Origin of the sequence: Xenorhabdus sp. TH1 (assembly GCF_037260955.1) — a bacterium.
Classification (GTDB): domain Bacteria; phylum Pseudomonadota; class Gammaproteobacteria; order Enterobacterales; family Enterobacteriaceae; genus Xenorhabdus; species Xenorhabdus griffiniae.
This window is the reverse complement of record NZ_CP147734.1, coordinates 2,801,326-2,820,102: the sequence shown is the minus strand read 5'-3', so window position 1 is coordinate 2,820,102 and position 18,777 is coordinate 2,801,326. Positions and strand designations below refer to the sequence as shown.

The following is an 18,777-nucleotide window of genomic DNA, read 5'->3' as shown; positions in this document are numbered from 1 at the left end:
AGGTGTCTTTATGAAACGAAAATCACCCCAAAAATTTACTGATAACTTTAAAAGAGAAGCTGTCAATCTGGTTGTTGAACAGGGTTATACCAGTCCCACTGGCGGCTGAAACTTTGGGTATTTCAACAAAACTCCTGTATACATGGCGAAAGCAGGCTGTGGAGCAAGCCAAACCCGGAGCGTTAACCCCTGAGGAACGACAGGAGTTATTGCAGCTTCGTAAAGAAAACAAACCGCTAAAAATGGAGAAAGAGATCTTAAAAAAGGCGAGCGCCTTCTTTGCGAGAGAACTGCTGTAAGGTGTTGGTTCATCAAAGAACATGCAGAGCAATTTCCCATTTGCCAGTGATGTCGCGTGATGAAAGTCAGTCATTCCACGTTTTATGCCTGGCAGGCAAAACCCGTTCGGCTGTTTTCCGATGAGCAACGCGCATTGCACCAAAAAGCCACCGCGCTGTTTAAAGAAAGCCGGGAAAGCTTAGGCTATCGGGTATTGGCGAAAAAATTACGCAAAGAAGGCTTTACTATCAGTGATTATCGAACCCGAAAGCTGATGAAACAGCTCGGCTTATCCGTCAGGCAGCGTAAAAGCTACCGGGCTCCACGCAAAGGGAAAGCTGTATCAACGGCCTGTAACCTGCTTAACCGGAACTTTAATCCGTTGGCCCCGAATGAAGTCTGGGCAGGCGATATTACCTATCTCAAAACGCCTGAAAGCTGGTTATACCTGGCCATCGTGATGGATTTATACTCGCGGCGTATCGTGGGATGGCAGATGTCAACGGAGATAGATACGACCCTGATCAGCCAGGCCTTAACGAAAGCGTATCACTTACGCCAGCCGTCAAAAGGCTGTGTTTTTCACAGTGATAGAGGCAGCCAATATACAAGCCAGCCATATCGGAATCTGCTCGACAGTTATGATATGAGAGCGAGTCAGGGGGATGTGGGGGCCTGTTGGGATAATGCAGTCGTTGAACGTTTCTTTGGCAGTTTAAAACATGATTGGCTCTTCAAAATTCATCATGAAAATCAGGCGGAGATGAAAAAAGATGGGCTGGATTATCTGCATTATTACAATTTAACGCGATTACACACGGCTAATAATGATTTAACTCCTGTGGAATATGAAATGGCCTTCGTAAAAATGTCCGATTTTTCTTGAGCAGAACAGTTGGCGTTGCACCGTTTAATCGGGATTCTGGGTTCTTCCGGGGAAAACGAACAATTTTTGGAGGAAGAGCAATGGTGCGTCGAATGCTTTATATGGCTACGTTAACAGCCATTAGATTTAACCCCGTTCTCTGCGCTTTCTACAAGAGGTTAACCGAAGCAGGCAAGACAAATAAAGTCGCTATCGTTGCTTGTATGCGTAAGTTATTGGTCATTCTCAATGCAATGATAAAAACAAATAAACCGTGGGATGAATCTTTCCACACGGTTTAAAGCGAAAGACAGTTGCTCATTATAGCCCCTAGTGGCAGAGTTGTTGGCTTTGCACAATCCATTGCCCAATAATCTAGATAAAACTCACTGCGAACTGTATAAACTGATCCCGAAGTGGATCTGCGGTTGAATCATTCCAAATCACCCCTACATCCCATGATGTATCTACACTTGGTAACGGTAAATAGCGAATTTGGTGATGCCCTAAGCAACTTGAACTAGCTGGGAGCACTGTATAGCCCAAATTTGAGGATACCATTGAGAGTAAGGTTAATATGTCATTCGCTTCGCGAGCAGGATTTAAAATAGTGCCCGATTGAATGCAATAACGTTCTATTAAACTCGATACACCAGGACCCCGTTTCGGATTTAAACGCATATAATCAATGTTGGTCAAACTTTCAAAAATGTTGTCCTCATCGATTTCAACTAAATTATGAACGGCAATCACCAAATTATCACTCATAACTCGAATACCTTTGAGTGGTAAAGAGACAGGTAATCGATTGAAGCTCAATTGCAACTCATCTTGCCTCAAGAGATCAAATTGTTTATATGATGGTATGTCATTTAGAGTGACATGAATATTTGGGCATTTAGTTTTAAATGCAGCAATACACTCAGGTGCAAGTTTATAAGAAGAAATTCCATAACCTATTTTTAGATATCCTACCGTTCCGTCGATAACATGAGAGCAAAGTAGTTCGAATTCATTAAATCTCGCGACTAGTCGCTTGGCTTCTGGGAATAAAGTTTTTCCAACTTGAGTCAACTTAGTTCCAGTGCGTGATCGGGTAAAAAGACTGCATCCGATACTATTTTCCAACCGTTGAATTTTTTTTGTTAAGGCAGACTGAGTCATAAATAATTTATCTGCAGCAGCGCCATAATTTCCTTTAACTGCCAGTTCACAAAATGCCCTTAGCAAGTCAATATCCATTCCAATCTCTCATCTGATACTGAATTATTTTCATTATATGAAATCAATTATGTTCTTTAAAGTATAAAAAAATTAACCAATTGACTTGGCGATATCTTTTAGTCTTTTCTGATTAAAAAATAATACTATAGGGAATGAAGCATGATCGTTTTAGGTCTTTCAAATAATGACTACGCAGGTGTTTGTTTAATCATTGATGGTATAATAGTTTCTGCTGCTCATGAGGAACGATTTACTAGGATTAAAGCCCACAGTACCTTTCCACAACAAGCAATTGATTATGTGCTATCGGAAAACAACTTGAAATTGGACGATATAGATCTAATTGCATACGGATGGAAAGCGGGTTTTAATGAGTACAAACACTTAGAACTATATTTTGATCGCATCGCTGAAGCTAGTATCAGAGAGCCTCAAAGTCTTCCCTACCTTCGACATCGTTTATACGATGAAATACACAACGATACGGAAAAACGACAAGAGTTTGATAGGTATATTCAAGATAATGCACTTGGTTCCAAAGTTGTCTATATCGATCACCACGAAGCGCACGCTAATGCTGCTTTTTTGTGCTCACCTTTTAGTAATGGAATTACCATTTCATGCGATGGGCGAGGTGATTTCCAGTCACTTACTGTAAGTGAGTATACTAATGGTCAGTTCAACGTACTTCACCGTGAAACAACTTTTGATAGCCTCGGTTATTTTTATGGACGAATTACCAAATTACTAGGGTTTAAGCCCAATAGACATGAGGGTAAGATAACAGGCCTAGCATCTTATGGTGATCCCAAAAAACTACTTCCATTAATGGCTGAGTTCATCGATATAAACGAAGAAGGGCGGATCCGAGCTAAATTTGGAACAGGGTATCTTCCTTCATATCATAATGATTATGATGTACTACAAGCCCGTTTCGCAAACGAAAAGCCAGAAGATATTGCAGCAGCAGCACAGCAACACCTTGAAAATATTCTTACTGCAATCGTTAAACAATATGTGAGCAATAAAAATCCTCAAAATCTTTGTTTGGCTGGAGGAGTATTTGGTAATGTAAAGCTTAACCAGCGCTTGCGTGAGCTTGATGGAGTAAAAAATATCTATGTACTGCCTTCAATGGGTGATGATGGATTGCCACTGGGATCTGCAGTTTGTGCGCTTTATAACCGGACAGGGCTGCGAGTAAAAACACCTTCTATGAAGATTGGCCCAAATATTGAAACCTCAGAGGAAATTATAACCCAAATAGAGTCTAATTCCCAATATGCCTGTATTAAATCGGATCAGGCTCATACGATTGTAAAAATTATTAATGCTTTAAAAAATAATAAAGTTTTAGGATTTGCTAAAGGACGCATGGAATTTGGTCCAAGAGCACTATGCAGTCGTAGTATCGTATGTAGTGCTAAAGATGTAACAATTAACAAATGGCTAAATGAGCGGATGAATCGGACCGAGTTTATGCCATTTGCACCAATCACAGCAGATGTGTTTGCATCCGATTGCTTTGTCGGATGGAAAAGTGAACATATCGCATCTCATTTCATGACTGTTACATATGATTGTACTGAGTATTTTGCTTTACGATGCCCAGCAGTAACTCATATAGACCGCACTGCGAGACCTCAAGTAATTACACAACACTCAGATCCATTTATGTTCAAAATATTGGTCGAATGGGAAGCAAGCTCTGGAGAACCTAGTTTAATCAATACATCATTCAACATACATGAAGAGCCGATTATCAATAACATGCATCATGCACTTGCGAATCTTGATCGTGGTGTTGTTGATATCTTAGTGTTTAACGAAGACTTATTGGTATGGAATAGTAAAAATGTTCAATTAGGGGAGTTATTGCATGGCTAATTCTACGTTTGCATTTATCTCTTGTTCTGGAGTAATTGTTGCTCAGGATCTTGATAGCTGTGAAGCTGGTACTGTCTTGTCCAGTACGTTAAAACAAAAAGCTATTATTCTCCCAGTGACGTGTTCTGCCCCTAATAGCAAAAGAGCTATGGAAATCTACAAAGAAAAAGTGGAAGGTAACTCGGAAATCTTAGAGTTAATGGGGAGAAAGGAGTCAACTCATGTTTCATAAGTATAAAGCAGTACTTTTTGATATGGATGGTACATTAATCGATTCAAAGCCAATCATAGAAAAGGCATGGTGTACAGTTGCAATAGAATATGGGATAGAACTTTCATCAGAAGACATAGAACTCCACATCCATGGACGAAGTGGTTCTTACACACTCAATCACTTATTCGGTAAATTCTCATTAGAAGAACGCAATGTGATCAAATCTCGTGTCGATGATATTGAAGAGAGATCTGATACAGACTTATTGCCTGGTGCTTTAGAGGTATTGCAAACATTAAAGCAAAGCGGAATAAAAGTTGGTTTAGTTACCGCTAAATAAACTTTCATAATAACGATACACTCATTTTTTTCATTCCCGGTTGTTGCCCGAATGAAAATGCAATCATAAATTCTTCAACGCACGCTAAGAGTTGCCACATATACTGACAGCAATGATTTCGGGTGACGGTTTCATGCAAGGATTGCCACAAGCGTTCAATCTTATTTAGCCATGGCGAATAGACCGGTAAAAATAACAGGTTAAATTGAGGATTTTGTTTTAGCCATTCCCTGACCTTATGGCTTTTGTGAATACCATAATTATCCAAAATCAACGTGATACTTTTGGCTTGACGATACTGACGATTAATTTTCTCTAACATATTGATAAATAAATCAGCGTTTTTCTTTATACCACCGACATAAGTCACTTGACCTGTTCGGACATCAAGGCAGCCTGCAAGGTAGTGCTTTTGGTTTTTCCCCGGTGTCATCACGCGTTTTTGTTGTCCTTTTAGACACCAGTCTGCCCCGATTTTAGGATTCAGATCGATATCGACTTCATCTTCATAAAAAACAAGATGTTGCTCTGATGCGTTGGCTAAGGCTTCGGTGATTTTTGCCATTTTTTCGTCATACTCCGGATCAGGCTTTTTGACAGTAGGCGCCGCTCTTCGCCAGACAATACCCACCTGACAAAAGTAACGATAAAGCGTACTTTTCGACAGTGATACCCCTAATAATTCATTGATTATCTGAGTGATAAGTTCAATACTCCAGCGTGAACGCAAACAGTCAAAATCCTGCGGGGAGTGTGATAATAAGAACGACAACAAGCTAAAAATCGGGGCTAAATTCCATCGAGTAGGCCTTCCTCTCGGTAAGCTTTTTAATCCTTCCAGCCCATATAACGTTAACCAATTTATCCAACGATGGACGGAAGAACGTGAACAATGAAGGGTTCTGGCGATGTAAGAAACGGTCTGACCTTCATGTAACATCAAGAGTGCCATGAGTCGGCGGGCGTAATCTTTATCCCGGGTTTTATGAATAAATTTTTTCATCTGACGTCGTTCATTTCGGGGTATTGGTGCTATGATTCGCATCACTCAGTCCATTTTGGGATTTTTTTGATTTGGCGATTAATCAGATCGCAAAAATTGGACTGAGTTCCCTTCAAGTGATCTACTATTTTGAAAGCTTATTTAGTTGGCCTTCACGGATCGAGTATATATTCAAATTACATCAGTTACATCAGTATTTCGAGCAAGTTATTTGTAGAGATGACGTCGAGCATGGAAAACCAAACCCAGAAGGATTTATTTTATGCGCTAGGAGGTTGGGAGTCGCTCCATCAGATTGCCTAATTTTCGAAGATTCCATAAGCGGTATATTAGCCGCTAATCGAAGCGGAGCAAAATGTATCGGAATTGGTATGTCAGAGATCCCAGAAGGTGAAAGTATAACTGTATACGCTGTCTACGAAGACTATACAAAAATGCCAGCTATGTTTAAGTAAAATTCAAGAAATAGATCATTTATGCTATCGAAAATTAACTTAATTAAAAGATTTCAGTAATGGAACTTGAGGGGAGCAAGTGAGTATTCTTGGTTACTTACAACGGATTGGGCAAGCACTGATGGTGGCTGTAGCGATATTGCCAGCAGCGGCAATATTGGTAGGGGTAGGATATTGGATTAGCTCCGTTGGAGGTTCGGGGAATGCGGTAGTCACATTGTTGTCGACTTCTGGTAATGTAATTCTCTCCCAAATGGCCATGTTATTCGCAGTTGGGGTTGCTTATGGTATGTCGAAAGACAAAAATGGTGCAGCGGCATTGACAGGATTAGTCGGATATCTTGTTGTGATCAAGTTGTGTTCTCCTGAAGTTGTTGCAGTGATCAAAGGGATTTCGGTTGATGATGTTCCGGTAGCATTTAAGAAAATTGATACCCAATTTGTCGGCATATTAGTCGGTGTATTGTCTGCGGAGTTGTATAACCGCTATAGCAGAGTAGAATTGCCGCAGGCATTGAGTTTTTTTAGTGGACAGCGTTTAGCTCCTATCCTTAGCTCTTTTCTGATGATTGTGGTTTCTTTTGTTCTGATGTTTATTTGGCCCATTATTTACGGTTGGTTGGTGACATTTGGAGAGAGTATTACTAGTCTCGGTTCGGCAGGTGCAGGTATCTATGCCTTCTTTAATCGTCTATTAATACCACTTGGCTTACACCATGCCTTAAGCTCAGTATTTTGGTTTGATGTGGCGGGAATTAATGACATTCCCAATTTTTTGGCGGGGCAACAAGCGATTGATACAGGTACGGCAATCCCCGGGATCACTGGGCGTTATCAGGCGGGTTTTTTCCCTATAGTGATGTTTGGTTTGCCGGGGGCAGCACTGGCGATTTATCATTGTGCTCATCCTGAAAACAGGGCAATGGTTGGTGGGGTCATGTTAGCTGGTGCATTTGCGGCTTTCTTTACTGGGATCACTGAACCGCTTGAATTGTCTTTTATGTTTGTTGCGCCTGTGCTTTATGTTCTACATGCTATCTTGACGGGAATTTCTGTCTATATTGCGGCATCAATGCACTGGATTGCAGGGTTTGGATTTAGCGCTGGCTTTATAGATATGTTTTTCTCTTCTCAGAATCCATTGGCAGTACAATGGCATATGTTGCTCTTACAAGGTTTGGCCTTTTTCTGCATATACTACGTTGTATTTCGTTTTATTATCAAAAAGTTAAACCTGAGGACATTGGGACGCTAATTATTCGTATTGGAGGAAATTTGTACCAGCCTATCTTGGAATCTGGATAAACTCTTACTGATAGTAGGATGGTTATTTTCTGACGTTTGCAATTTATGCCGTTTTTTGTATTTTGCAAAAATGAGTTATCAGCTGACTTCTTTGTTTTTTTCCCGCACGCTTCCCGTTGATGTTCAGAGACGGGAAGGTGGTGATGAGAAAACGCAATACATTATTATTTTGGCTAGTATGGATGGCAGCATCCGCTACCAATGCGAGAACGGTAGTTTATACCGACAGCCAACATCCACCCATTAACCTTTCTTCTGAAACACAGATAGTCTGGCTGGATGCTGTTGAGCAGCATCAAAAGCCACTCTTCGCTCAGCTTTCCTTCGATCCGCAGCAAGCCTTGATTCAGGCACAAGCAATACTCCAATCATCCCACTGGCATCAGCAGGAACAACAACTCATCAAGGCTTATCGCGTATCGCGCTGTGGTGCAGGCATGGCAATCAGGTGTGCAGAAGTATCCGGCCGTGGTCTTTGATGATAGGGAGGTGGTGTATGGCACCGCGGATGTGGCAAAAGCCTGCGCACTCAGGGAGCAACATCAACCATGAGTCTTCAACGTGTGACGTTTCCTGTGCTCATTACCCTGATAACGGCATTTTCCCCGGTGATACAGGCCTCAATCAATACAGCCCAGATTGTCGCCGGCAGTCTTTTGCCCTCCTGTATTCAGTGGCGGGTCAGTGGCATCTGTTACTGGCTGCTCTGTGGCCTGCACGGTTGTACCGTGAAAACCTCGGTGAAGGTGACCCATTATCTCTCCGAAGTGGTGGTGTCTACCTATCACGCCTCTGGGGGTAATCCGTGGACAGAAATGGCGCAGGTCAGTCAACTCTCTGGTGGCGTGGAAAATACCGTGACCGGCGCGTTCTCTCACCTGAATGCCGGTGGGGGGGGATCACAATGTCCAGATTGCCGGGCAACGGCGTACCAGTCTGCGTTTCAAATATGCCGATGCCATCGGGCATCCCGCAACTAACCTGATAGGCGGACAAATCCCCGGTTATTCCTGTCGCAGTGCCGTCACCCCGTTGATGCCTTATTTTCTCAGCACACTGGATTCGGTAGCGTGGCGCTCCGGGTCGCAGATATTATTACCCGTGTCGGGCAACCCCATGTTTATCAGACCCTGAAAGGCACCCGCACCGATGGCTATTGGCCACCCGAATCGGTCACCGAAAATACCGGCATCAAAAATCATCAATGGCAGCGGTTATCACCGACGTTAAGTCAGTCCTGTGCGGTGTTTCCGGACGGTGAACACTCTGCTGCAAGTAATGGCAATCAGGAGTATGCCCTGTGGCAGCCCTACAGTTGTTGCCAGCGGCGTGGACAGCGTTTTCTCAGCAGTACGGATATCTGAAAAAGGGATAAATCATGATGAAAATAAACATGTTATGGCTGATGGTCGGTGGACTGGTCATCGCGTCTGCGCAAGCTAACGCCACAGGATTATCCCTGATATTACCGCAGGTGAACCGCAGTGCACTGGGTTATGGGGCAGACGCCAGTGGTGCAGTGTCTGATACTCTGTTCTATACCCTGGGAGGCGGCTCGGTGATTTCTGAACCGGCCAGTCGCAGTGGCTCTGCCATACTTGGCGGGTTGGAGCTGGGCTGGCGTTCGGATTTGATGTGCGGCAATTTTGACCTGAAAGCCACGGTCAGCAATCAGTTGAACGGGATTACGGCCGGGTTCAAGAACCTGATGAGCGATGTGATTCAGGGGGCAACCGGTGCCGTGGCCAGCCTGCCGGCGATGATTATCCAGCGGGCCAATCCGGGGCTGTATGACATGCTGACCAACGGGGTGTTACAGGCCAATGTGGCGTTCGACAAAGCCCAGTTCAACTGTCAGGCGATGGCCAATAAAATGATGGATTTTGCGCAGAATAATAAATGGACACAGTCGGCTGCTTTGCAGGAGTACAAAAGTCTGGTTAACGGCGGGGATGGGGATGCGGTGCGTGTCAATAACGCCGGCAGCAAAGCCACCGGTGCCGGCTGACATCCGTGGATTGGCGGCCAGCGGCAGGGCGGTAAGGGACAACATGCCATTCGCCCGACCCGGGATTTAGCCAGTGCGGGTTTTAATATGATGAATCAGTTGCCGGTGCTGAGCCAGTCGTCGGTCAGCGGTACGGAAAAACCGACGATGGTCAATCTGGCGAAACTGAAAACCGGCAGTCTGACGGTAACCAAAGGTGTCATTCAGGCGTTGCAGCGAGACCCGGACAAAGCTGCCCTGACGGGACGTTTAGCGGGGGAGCTGGCGATGGCGGAAACCGTGGAAACGGCGTTACTGATGCGGCGCATGCTTATCACCGGCATGTCCGAACCCAATGCGGCAGCACAGTCAGAAGCGCTGGCCGAAGGGTAACGCCGGATTGCCGCACTGGACCGGGATACCCAGCGCATCAACATGCATCCGCAAAACGTGTTGGTGATGGTCATCACAGTAGCGACCAGTTGGATAGGGGGGCATCAAGCAGAAAAACTTCACCACATTCACCACTGGGTGACCGAAACCGGGGGAGTCTGGTTAGTCTGGCGGTTAGGCCTGTATGCGGTACTGAGCTGGGGAGGTCAGAAAATCTGGCAAAGGGTGAAACATCTGCCGGAATACCGCGCAATGTTGATACGAATGATGGTGGCCAGCCTGCTGTTTATCCTGCTGGGTGAGTATGCCTTGTCAGGCACTATTGAGGAGATACGATGACAGCCAACAGCTATCTGGAATATTTTCTGACATTACTCGGCTGGGTCATCAACAATGGCCTGTGGCACATCCTGATTGCGACCGGACTGTTTACGCTGCCGTTAGTGGTAAAAGTGATTGCGGTCTGGCTGAAAGTCAGGGAGTGTGGCGAAGAAGACGGACAGGCCGGGTTACAGTCGCTGGCCCGGATTGAAAACACCCTGTATGGCGCGTTCTTCATGATGGTGGTGTGTTGTGTGCCGCTGGTCAATGTCAGCCTGACCACCCTTCAGTACGATACTTCCCGTGCCAAAAGCTGTGGCACCTGGACCCCGACAATGCCGGATAACAGTGGTTATGCGCCGGTGATGTCCAGCCTGAACAATCAGACCGCGGCTGTGCCCCTTTGGTGGGCGGTGGTGCACCGGTTATCTAAGGGACTGACACAGGCGGCGGTGGCGTCCATTCCCTGCCGGCCGGATTTGCGGCAACTGCGCTTTGACGTGCAACACACCCGCATCAGTCACCCGGCTCTGGCCGCAGAATTGCAGGATTTTACCCACGATTGCTTTTATCAATGGAAACAACGCGATCGGGAACACACGACTGACCCGATTATCCTGAATGATATCGGCTGGCTGGGCAGCCGGACGTTTTTAGCCGGGGATTACCGGACGCTGCAATCCCGCCTCCCCCGGTCTGAAAGACCGGGTACTGGCGCAGGCCGACCCGGGGTTGTGGTTGCGTTTGTCAGCGACACTGAAAATACTGGGTAAAAACACGCCGGCTTATCAGGAAGCGGTGATCCGCCGTCTGGTCAGCCCGGTGAATCTGACGATTTCTCAGGAGGGCTATGTCTACGCAGGCTATGGCGGTAATGCCGATCCCACCTTGTTGGATGGCGCTAATCGAATCGGCACTTCCGCAGGGGCTTTATTGGGTGGATTACTCAGTATGCCGATGTTCGATGCGGTACGTCAGGCGTTGCCGATGATGCAGGCGGTGATTCTGATGGCGTTGTATATCCTCATCCCCTTGATTGTGCTGTTTGCGGCCTATGAATTTAAGACCATCTTTACGCTGACATTTGTGATTTTCGCATTGAATTTTTTGACCTTCTGGTGGGAGCTGGCGCGCTGGCTGGACAGCCATTTACTGGAAGTGCTGTACGGCTCAGATACCCACAGCCTGTTTAATCTGGTGGGTATTCAGAACACCTCGGATGATTTAATCATGGGGCTGGTGATGGGGACACTGTTTATTGTGCTGCCGATGGTCTGGCAGGGCGCATTAGCGTGGGCTGGGGTGCGAATGGGGGATGTGGCCGGCATGATGAGTCAGGGGGCAGGTCAGGCAATCAGCCGGGATGTTCGGGCAGCTGGTGATGCAGAAGATGATATCCAAAGGAAAATAAAATTGTGAGGCCGTTTTTTCTGTATCTGGAGCAGGAATATTTTTTCGAGAATATTTATATTTCACTGGGGCTATCATGTCTTTTATAAAATCATCTTGTTTGGAATGAATAACAATATCAACTAATATTATTGTGTTTTATGTTATATTAATCTAATAAATTTACTTATTACTTTTAACGCATTGTGAGTCGTTTCACACTATTGGATTTTAAATTATGGAATGTAATAAACTTCTAAAAAAAATTGGCATCTCAGTTTTACCAATGTCATCAATTTCCTCTATCATATCAATAGTTATTATTTGGTTTTTCCTTAATAGGATGGGACGTTTGGACATATTTAACGAATCTGTCAGTTTCAAAAATATGTTTAATATTCTTGTGTTTTCTTTTATTATTAACATGGCGTTTTTTTTGATTATTTTCTTCATGGGGTCTTGGCTATTATCTCTTTTCATACCGGCAGAAAATAAACACTTTATTTATTATGATAATATAAAAAATAATCTCATAACGATACTTATGGTAAGTGGGTTTTTCATTCCAATAATTATTGCATTGAGTGTATTTATCTTTGATGATCCTAGTAGTGTTTTTCACATAATTATTCTTTCTTCATTTTTTATTTTGGTAGTTAGTATATCAATTGTGTCTTACTTTATGAATAAAGAAATATTAAATCAAGAGCTAAGAATCAAATCAAATACCATAAAAAACAAATATAAATTTAGAATTTATTTATTGATTCCTTTTTTTATTTCTGTTTTATCTTATAGTCAAATTATTCCTATATCATTGTTTTCTGATTCAATGAAATTTTCTGATTTAATGGGAGATACTTATCAAGTTATTGGGTTTGTGGCTATTTCTTATGCTTTTTATATAGTTACTATGTTTCCTGGGGTTGTTTTTATACGAATGAACAATGGTGAAAAATTAGTCAAGAAAGTTACTGTTCCGATCGCGCTGGCATTTGCCATAATGTTAGTGATGTCATACTTTATTACTGTTATCCCGGTTATGTTTGTTCACTCTGTAATGAAACTTTCAGGGATCAGTGATTTTACACCTCATACTTATTTGGTAGATGAAAAACAATATCCTCAGAACCTTTTTGATAAAGGTGTATGGATAAGTTGGAAAGTTGAGGATACAGGGAAAATTGCTATCAGAGCGGTTTCTATATTTTCATTTGGTGAGTTTCAGCTTATGTGTCCTTCAGAAATTACTAAAGCATATAAAGAGAGTTGGAAATTTATTCCGGGCAATACTGATTATGATAATAAGGTTAGGAAAGCGCTTCAGGAAGACGCTGAATGGTGTATTGCCTTCAATAAAGAAGATATAAAAAGATGGAACGTACCTATTAGTTATCAGGAAATTAATTCAGCAACAGATAGATAATTTTGATAGTGAAAAAATGGAACATTATTCGACACTACAATAGCTCTTATTTCCATGGTCTGGCTTATGTGTGCAATAGTTTTTTCATTTGAAGACTAATATCATGAGCCTTAGTCGATTTGTTCAGAAGAAAATTCGTGAGATGAGTATGATAGAGCAAAAATTTGCTCGTTTCATGTATAACTGTTAGCATCTCCATTAGTAATTATCAAAGTGCCCATCACCTCTAAGGGGCAAAAAAACTCCCGTAGCCTGAAAGGGAGTGCAAGCATTGCAGTACATCTGCGCACTTTGGGAAGCAGATATCCCCAGACACCTAACCCTCCGTCTGAGGATGAAAGTTTTCCGGTGTTATTCCCCACCGGCTACTGTTCTGCTCAAGAAAAATCGGGCATTTTTACGAAGGCCATTTCATATTCCACAGGAGTTAAATCATTATTAGCCGTGTGTAATCGCGTTAAATTGTAATAATGCAGATAATCCAGCCCATCTTTTTTCATCTCCGCCTGATTTTCATGATGAATTTTGAAGAGCCAATCATGTTTTAAACTGCCAAAGAAACGTTCAACGACTGCATTATCCCAACAGGCCCCCACATCCCCCTGACTCGCTCTCATATCATAACTGTCGAGCAGATTCCGATATGGCTGGCTTGTATATTGGCTGCCTCTATCACTGTGAAAAACACAGCCTTTTGACGGCTGGCGTAAGTGATACGCTTTCGTTAAGGCCTGGCTGATCAGGGTCGTATCTATCTCCGTTGACATCTGCCATCCCACGATACGCCGCGAGTATAAATCCATCACGATGGCCAGGTATAACCAGCTTTCAGGCGTTTTGAGATAGGTAATATCGCCTGCCCAGACTTCATTCGGGGCCAACGGATTAAAGTTCCGGTTAAGCAGGTTACAGGCCGTTGATACAGCTTTCCCTTTGCGTGGAGCCCGGTAGCTTTTACGCTGCCTGACGGATAAGCCGAGCTGTTTCATCAGCTTTCGGGTTCGATAATCACTGATAGTAAAGCCTTCTTTGCGTAATTTTTTCGCCAATACCCGATAGCCTAAGCTTTCCCGGCTTTCTTTAAACAGCGCGGTGGCTTGACAGTCAGGCGCATCGTGATATGAAACCAGTCGAACACATGCTGGGATTCAGGGTACAAATTAATTTTCATGGTGAGGTGTCTGATAAAAATATGCTGAATTGCTCATTCTATCGCCGATTGAACAAAGTGCCCCACACTAATGAGATGGCCGCCCTCACCCTGTTAGCGATATATTGACAGCGTGTGATTTATTTTTTAAGAGGCTACCATCATGAATACTATCGCACTGATTGGCATCGATCTCGGCAAACCACTGTGTTGGTTGAACATGAACTTCCCCCTTATCTGGTGTATTACTGCGGTTACAGGCGCATTATCACTATTTGGTTGAACAAATCACCGAGATTGAAACTGCCCTGTCACAGGAGATTGCTCAGGATGATACCGGACAACGGCTGATGACGATCCCCGGCATTGGCCCCATCACGGCGAGTGTGCTTTCCTCACAACTGGGCGATGGGAAGCAATACGCACACAGCCGGGATTTTGCAGCCTCGACGGGATTGGTTCCCCGCCAATACAGTACCGGAAGACAACCTTATTAGGGATCAGTAAACGGGGTAATAAGACACTCCGGCAACTGTTGGTGCTATGTGCCCGAACGTTCATAATGCATATTGAGCATAGAAAGGGCAAACTGGCTGACTGGGTTAAACGGCAACTTGAACGAAAGCATTCTAATATTGTGGCCTGTGCGTTAGCGAATAAACTCGCCCGGATAGCGTGGGCTATGACGACACAACACACGGTATTTGAAGCCTAAATCAAGCCTGTTGTGAACAAATTTGAAACGAGACCCCACTGGTTTTGCGAAGACTGATAATTGATGACATGAACGGCCTACCGGCCTGATGAGAAACCTAGCATAAAAATTGGCTCCTTGAAGCCGGCACACTTTTAAGGTTCATCAGGCGCGGAACTCATCGAGGCGCAGGCTCCTTGCCTATAATGACGCCGGATAGATTTAAGCAAGCCCAAAATTCATCAAAATGAGTGTTGCAAAAACGAGGGCGACCATAGATTTTATACTTTCTAATTACGGGCATCTCACAAGCCTGTCTACGTATAAACAGAGAAAAATATCATTGTTTATCAAAAAAATAATGATATTTTCCCCACATTTCGTCATCAAACAAAAATTTGACCTCGCCCAACCCAATCGGTAAAGTATTTCTGTTACCAATGATCCATTGCCTGTAAGGATCAGCATTGAGCGGCGAAGTAAAAACTCCCGTAGCCTGAAAGGGAGTGCATTTCATGCGGTACATCTGCGCACTTTTGGAAGCAGGTATCATTGGACACATAACCCAGTTTCGATGATGAAAGTTTCCCGGTGTTATTTCACCGGCTACCTACATAACAAGGCAGAACATGTTCTGCCTCACACTAATCGATACCGTTTTAACCGGTACAACATTCACTTACATGTTGCATTTATCACGATAAACGTCCCGAAAACGGCGCGGCGTCACTTGCGTTAAAGCGCAGCGATTACCAAGTGACGCCGCCAGGCGACCAACGTCCAGAACACGTCTGGTCTGCCTTCACGACCGATTTGAACCCCGCATTACTCAAAGTCACTGCTTTTCACCGACATTTTCTTGCCGAAATCGATTTGTTTCGTTTGTTTTTTAACCCATTGCCTGATAACAGGCTGATGCCGTAAAAAAGGAGAAATCACACCACGTCACGATAATGAGGCGTTCATCCTGATTGATCAGGCCCTGAACGGGGAGTATTCCACCGCCGTGCTGAGCACGTAGCGAACTCCTGCAAAAACTTAACATCACCCTCGCTCTGCTACACATTGTCTGACGCACCACGGAACGGTGAACCTGAACCGACATGCAGGGATTTGTTTTAAAAAATATGAAAAACAGGCAAATTAGCAGGAGAGGCGGGCATGGCGCAGAAATCAGCACGTTCGAAAATTGAACGGTTCAGAAAAGAATTTATTACCCACGCCCGGAAAGCGGGCGGGAGTTTTGCCACGGTGGCCGATCGTGAGCGGATTGCCCGACAGTTTCTTAACTTTCTGAAAGACAATGGCATCAGGCTCCGGCAGATGGACAGCCTGAAAACTCAGCATATTGAGCGCTATATTGCTGAACGTAAAACCCGTCATATCAGTCACCGGACTTTGCAAAATGAGATGTCGGCACTGCGCATGATTTTGGCACGGGCCGGAAAACACAAGCTGGCCTCCACCGACAATGTGCGGTTGAACAACCGGGCGCTGGGCATTGCGGGTAGCAGCCGTAAGGGAACGAAAATAGCACTGACTCCGGTAGAATTCAGAGAAATCTTTCAGCAGATCGAACAAAAAGATCGTAGTGTCGCGGCGGTCATGCAGTTGGCGTACGTGTTGGGGTTGCGGACCAAAGAAGCGGTGGAAGCCTATAAATCTTTAGCCACCTGGAAAAAAGCGCTGGCAAAGGGTCATGAGTCTGTACGAGTGGTGTTTGGCACCAAAGGCGGGCATCCGAGGCTAACGGTGATACTGGATCGGGCCGCGCTGCAACACGCCATTGCCTACGCTGAACGCGAAATGAATCCACGCAGCGGCAAACTGATCGATAAACCGACGATCACGCAGGCCATCGATCGTTACCGGTATGTTGTCAGACGTGCAGGGCTGAACGGCAATAAAGCGCCACACAGTATGCGCTACCACTTTGCCCAACAATCCGGCGAACATTACAAAACGCAGGGGTTCAGCACTCGAGAGGTGCTGGCGCTGGTCGCGATGGATTTGGGGCACGGTGACGGGCGCGGGCGTTATATCAAACAGATCTACTATCAGAACGGGGAAACGGAATAGCGTTATTTTCCGCCGAGAGAAAATAAATTCCCCATTGACCTGATGATTTCGATGGATTAGCGTAGAAAAGTTTATTGATGATCCGGTCGCTTGTGAGGATCACCTTCGGGCAGCGACACCCACACTCCCGTAGCCTGCAAGGGAGTACACACTGTGTGGTACATCTGCGCACCTTTGGAAGCAGATATCATCGTTGTTGATGATGAAGGTTATTTAATCCACCCTGGCACGATGCCAGTCACCCGGACGGGGAACATGCTTCCCGTCGGGCAGGGTGTTCTCCGTCTTTTTTATTGACAGGAGAACACATGCAAAGAAGTGAACTTATCTTGCTGGACAGTCCCGCGCTGTCTGCGGCGTTTCCCGGCAAAAAACCGCTGGAGCGGTTGTTTCTGGGGTTTCTGATTGCCAATACTGCCTCACAGTTATGTGGTGAATATCAGTATGAATATTGGGACAAGCGGGATGTTTCTGAACAGCTGACTTATCTGGTGCCGACATCCGCCGCCACGTATTCTGTTTATTTGCCGGACAGTGCGTTAACCCTCACGCTGTCGGCCGATGCCTTCGGGCTGGCGGTGACGTCAATCGTGCTTGCCCGTATCGCCGCGCTGAATGAACGGGATGCCTGTCGGTTTTGCGAATTGCGGGAATATGCGAAGCAACATCCGGAAAACGGTCTGATAGGGGCAGTCATGACATTGGGATCCCACGAGGACTTTATCAGCCCGTCATTAATCGAAAATCAAAATAATCACGCCCACTGACGTTACCAGCCCATGTTGCTGTTAACCCTTTTCTTAAGCGCCTGACCAGGGAGCCGAAAACACCTGCCCGGTCTCGGGCGGGTGTTTTCTTTATTTGACCTCAAATCAAGGAAATACAAATGAACCCCATTTTTTTACCGGCACCGGATAACACCGGTGTTGAATTACGTGAAGACATTTTTACTGTTCAGGTCACCGGCCTGATGCAGCACCCACAAAGGCCATTGTCCCTGCGGGAAGAAACCCTGGCCGTGTGCGAAGCGGCTTCGGTCACCGAAGCGGTGCAGCGCCTGAAAGTTATCCATTTGCTGGGCGACTGGCCGGTGCCGGAAACGTTATCTCATCAAACGAAGGGCATTTTTTTCCCACTGACCGTCATGATTTATGACGCCCGGGATGAAAAAGTGCTCGGTGGCCGGTTTTATGACGAGATTGTCTGGGCGCAGCCGGTGACGCTGGCCTCAGAATGCCTGTCACTGGAAAAGCGACAGCAGCAGTTATGCCAGTCAGCCGCACTTGAGCAGGGCTGGCAGAATACGCAGGCGGCCTGGGTATTGTGGCATGAAGCGCACTTACTGTCGCTGCATGTGGTTTCACCCGGTTATCAACAGTGCCGTGAAGTGCAGGATATTCTCCGGCATGGCACGACAGTCAGCGTTAATGCGTGAGGTATGACGATGGCACCTTTACGTTTAACCGCTTGGCAGGTGATTGCCGGTCTGTTGCTGAAGCGGCATTTTGGCCTGAACCTGGCTGATACGGCCCTGTGTGAAGCGGACACGGTGGCGGAACTGATGGCCCGTGGCGTTCAGCCTTTTGAAGCTATCAACGCGTTAGTGGATAAATACGATTTAACCCGGCTGAATGCGCAGGGTATGCAGGGCAGTACACCGTACCTGGGGATTTATGATGAGCTGAGGGTGCTTTTCGACTGCGGGATTACCGAGGCACTGCTCAGCCAGGACAACGAGACACCGTCCGAATAAACCCATTTTTCAA

General features: G+C 45.2%; 13 protein-coding genes and 9 pseudogenes. 18 read left to right on the top strand and 4 right to left on the bottom strand.

Annotation, left to right across the window (positions count from 1 at the left end; all coding sequences use genetic code 11):
- Nucleotides 1-10: 10 nt before the first annotated feature.
- A pseudogene (locus tag WDV74_RS12450) lies at nt 11-1,165 on the top strand (IS3 family transposase).
- An 8-nt stretch (nt 1,166-1,173) separates the two neighbouring features.
- Nucleotides 1,174-1,446, top strand: a pseudogene (locus tag WDV74_RS12445) (transposase); the annotation flags it as partial.
- Nucleotides 1,447-1,519: 73 nt separating this feature from the next.
- Here WDV74_RS12445 and WDV74_RS12440 read toward each other — a convergent pair.
- Nucleotides 1,520-2,386, bottom strand: a complete 867-nt coding sequence (locus WDV74_RS12440; protein ID WP_338883075.1) for a LysR family transcriptional regulator — start codon at nt 2,384-2,386, stop codon at nt 1,520-1,522.
- 141 nt (nt 2,387-2,527) lie between these two features.
- Here WDV74_RS12440 and WDV74_RS12435 point away from each other — a divergent pair, with 141 nt between their 5' ends.
- Genes WDV74_RS12435 through WDV74_RS12425 form a run of 3 tightly spaced genes read left to right on the top strand, consistent with a single transcriptional unit; the run spans nt 2,528 to nt 4,809 of the window.
- The gene (locus WDV74_RS12435; RefSeq protein ID WP_338883074.1) at nt 2,528-4,255 is read left to right on the top strand and encodes a carbamoyltransferase C-terminal domain-containing protein; all 1,728 of its coding nucleotides are present in this window, start codon (nt 2,528-2,530) and stop codon (nt 4,253-4,255) included.
- Nucleotides 4,248-4,487, top strand: a complete 240-nt coding sequence (locus WDV74_RS12430) for a hypothetical protein (RefSeq protein ID WP_338883073.1) — start codon at nt 4,248-4,250, stop codon at nt 4,485-4,487. Before WDV74_RS12435 ends, WDV74_RS12430 begins: the two co-directional genes overlap by 8 nt.
- Entirely contained in the window at nt 4,477-4,809 is a 333-nt protein-coding gene (locus WDV74_RS12425; protein ID WP_338883072.1) for an HAD hydrolase-like protein, read from the top strand. The genes WDV74_RS12430 and WDV74_RS12425 overlap by 11 nt, the downstream gene beginning before the upstream one ends.
- Nucleotides 4,810-4,813: 4 nt before the next feature.
- Here the strand turns inward: WDV74_RS12425 and WDV74_RS12420 are convergent, their stop codons facing one another.
- Nucleotides 4,814-5,854, bottom strand: coding sequence for an IS630 family transposase (locus WDV74_RS12420; protein WP_338883023.1), 1,041 nt, complete (start codon nt 5,852-5,854; stop codon nt 4,814-4,816).
- Between the two features lie 492 nt (nt 5,855-6,346).
- Here WDV74_RS12420 and WDV74_RS12415 point away from each other — a divergent pair.
- From WDV74_RS12415 to WDV74_RS12385, 7 genes and pseudogenes are all read left to right on the top strand, one after another.
- Nucleotides 6,347-7,519: pseudogene (locus WDV74_RS12415) on the top strand (PTS transporter subunit EIIC); the annotation flags it as partial.
- A 196-nt stretch (nt 7,520-7,715) separates the two neighbouring features.
- A pseudogene (locus tag WDV74_RS12410) lies at nt 7,716-8,124 on the top strand (TIGR03757 family integrating conjugative element protein).
- Nucleotides 8,121-8,936 (top strand): annotated as a pseudogene (locus tag WDV74_RS12405) (TraU family protein). Before WDV74_RS12410 ends, WDV74_RS12405 begins: the two co-directional pseudogenes overlap by 4 nt.
- Before the next feature lie 41 nt (nt 8,937-8,977).
- Nucleotides 8,978-9,949: pseudogene (locus tag WDV74_RS12400) on the top strand (integrating conjugative element protein); the annotation flags it as partial.
- Between the two features lie 45 nt (nt 9,950-9,994).
- Nucleotides 9,995-10,291 (top strand): hypothetical protein, encoded by a 297-nt coding sequence (locus tag WDV74_RS12395; RefSeq protein WP_338883071.1) that lies wholly within the window; start codon nt 9,995-9,997, stop codon nt 10,289-10,291.
- A pseudogene (locus tag WDV74_RS12390) lies at nt 10,288-11,692 on the top strand (conjugal transfer protein TraG N-terminal domain-containing protein). The gene WDV74_RS12395 and the pseudogene WDV74_RS12390 overlap by 4 nt, the downstream one beginning before the upstream one ends.
- A gap of 208 nt (nt 11,693-11,900) precedes the next feature.
- Nucleotides 11,901-13,088 carry a hypothetical protein gene (locus WDV74_RS12385; RefSeq protein ID WP_338883070.1) on the top strand — a complete coding sequence of 396 codons (1,188 nt, stop codon included), beginning with the start codon at nt 11,901-11,903 and terminating at the stop codon, nt 13,086-13,088.
- A 377-nt stretch (nt 13,089-13,465) separates the two neighbouring features.
- Here the strand turns inward: WDV74_RS12385 and WDV74_RS12380 are convergent.
- Nucleotides 13,466-14,176: pseudogene (locus tag WDV74_RS12380) on the bottom strand (IS3 family transposase); the annotation flags it as partial.
- Nucleotides 14,177-14,445: 269 nt separating this feature from the next.
- Between WDV74_RS12380 and WDV74_RS12375 the strand changes: the two are divergent.
- Nucleotides 14,446-14,953 (top strand): annotated as a pseudogene (locus tag WDV74_RS12375) (IS110 family transposase); the annotation flags it as partial.
- Between the two features lie 319 nt (nt 14,954-15,272).
- On the opposite strand, the gene WDV74_RS12370 reads toward WDV74_RS12375, so the two are convergent.
- A complete protein-coding gene (locus WDV74_RS12370; protein WP_338883069.1) occupies nt 15,273-15,449 on the bottom strand; it encodes a hypothetical protein in 177 nt (58 codons plus the stop codon).
- A gap of 644 nt (nt 15,450-16,093) precedes the next feature.
- Here WDV74_RS12370 and WDV74_RS12365 point away from each other — a divergent pair.
- From WDV74_RS12365 to WDV74_RS12345, 5 genes are all read left to right on the top strand, one after another.
- The gene (locus tag WDV74_RS12365; RefSeq protein WP_338883068.1) at nt 16,094-17,011 is read left to right on the top strand and encodes an integrase domain-containing protein; all 918 of its coding nucleotides are present in this window, start codon (nt 16,094-16,096) and stop codon (nt 17,009-17,011) included.
- Nucleotides 17,012-17,164: 153 nt separating this feature from the next.
- Nucleotides 17,165-17,308 carry a hypothetical protein gene (locus WDV74_RS12360; protein ID WP_338883067.1) on the top strand — a complete coding sequence of 48 codons (144 nt, stop codon included), beginning with the start codon at nt 17,165-17,167 and terminating at the stop codon, nt 17,306-17,308.
- Nucleotides 17,309-17,319: 11 nt separating this feature from the next.
- Nucleotides 17,320-17,778: an antirestriction protein gene (locus WDV74_RS12355; protein ID WP_338883066.1), complete on the top strand. Its 459-nt coding sequence runs from the start codon at nt 17,320-17,322 to the stop codon at nt 17,776-17,778.
- A 119-nt stretch (nt 17,779-17,897) separates the two neighbouring features.
- Nucleotides 17,898-18,446 carry a hypothetical protein gene (locus WDV74_RS12350; protein ID WP_338883065.1) on the top strand — a complete coding sequence of 183 codons (549 nt, stop codon included), beginning with the start codon at nt 17,898-17,900 and terminating at the stop codon, nt 18,444-18,446.
- Nucleotides 18,447-18,455: 9 nt separating this feature from the next.
- Nucleotides 18,456-18,764: a TA system toxin CbtA family protein gene (locus tag WDV74_RS12345; protein ID WP_273570501.1), complete on the top strand. Its 309-nt coding sequence runs from the start codon at nt 18,456-18,458 to the stop codon at nt 18,762-18,764.
- Nucleotides 18,765-18,777: the final 13 nt, after the last annotated feature.

Excerpts from the sequence above, each read along its gene's own strand:
- WDV74_RS12440 (WP_338883075.1), bottom strand. The coding sequence starts at position 2,386 with ATGGATATTGACTTGCTAAGGGCATTTTGTGAACTGGCAGTTAAAGGA.
- WDV74_RS12435 (WP_338883074.1), top strand. The coding sequence starts at position 2,528 with ATGATCGTTTTAGGTCTTTCAAATAATGACTACGCAGGTGTTTGTTTA.
- WDV74_RS12430 (WP_338883073.1), top strand. The coding sequence starts at position 4,248 with ATGGCTAATTCTACGTTTGCATTTATCTCTTGTTCTGGAGTAATTGTT.
- WDV74_RS12425 (WP_338883072.1), top strand. The coding sequence starts at position 4,477 with ATGTTTCATAAGTATAAAGCAGTACTTTTTGATATGGATGGTACATTA.
- WDV74_RS12420 (WP_338883023.1), bottom strand. The coding sequence starts at position 5,854 with ATGCGAATCATAGCACCAATACCCCGAAATGAACGACGTCAGATGAAA.
- WDV74_RS12395 (WP_338883071.1), top strand. The coding sequence starts at position 9,995 with ATGCATCCGCAAAACGTGTTGGTGATGGTCATCACAGTAGCGACCAGT.
- WDV74_RS12385 (WP_338883070.1), top strand. The coding sequence starts at position 11,901 with ATGGAATGTAATAAACTTCTAAAAAAAATTGGCATCTCAGTTTTACCA.
- WDV74_RS12370 (WP_338883069.1), bottom strand. The coding sequence starts at position 15,449 with ATGAAATGCACTCCCTTTCAGGCTACGGGAGTTTTTACTTCGCCGCTC.
- WDV74_RS12365 (WP_338883068.1), top strand. The coding sequence starts at position 16,094 with ATGGCGCAGAAATCAGCACGTTCGAAAATTGAACGGTTCAGAAAAGAA.
- WDV74_RS12355 (WP_338883066.1), top strand. The coding sequence starts at position 17,320 with ATGCAAAGAAGTGAACTTATCTTGCTGGACAGTCCCGCGCTGTCTGCG.
- WDV74_RS12350 (WP_338883065.1), top strand. The coding sequence starts at position 17,898 with ATGAACCCCATTTTTTTACCGGCACCGGATAACACCGGTGTTGAATTA.
- WDV74_RS12345 (WP_273570501.1), top strand. The coding sequence starts at position 18,456 with ATGGCACCTTTACGTTTAACCGCTTGGCAGGTGATTGCCGGTCTGTTG.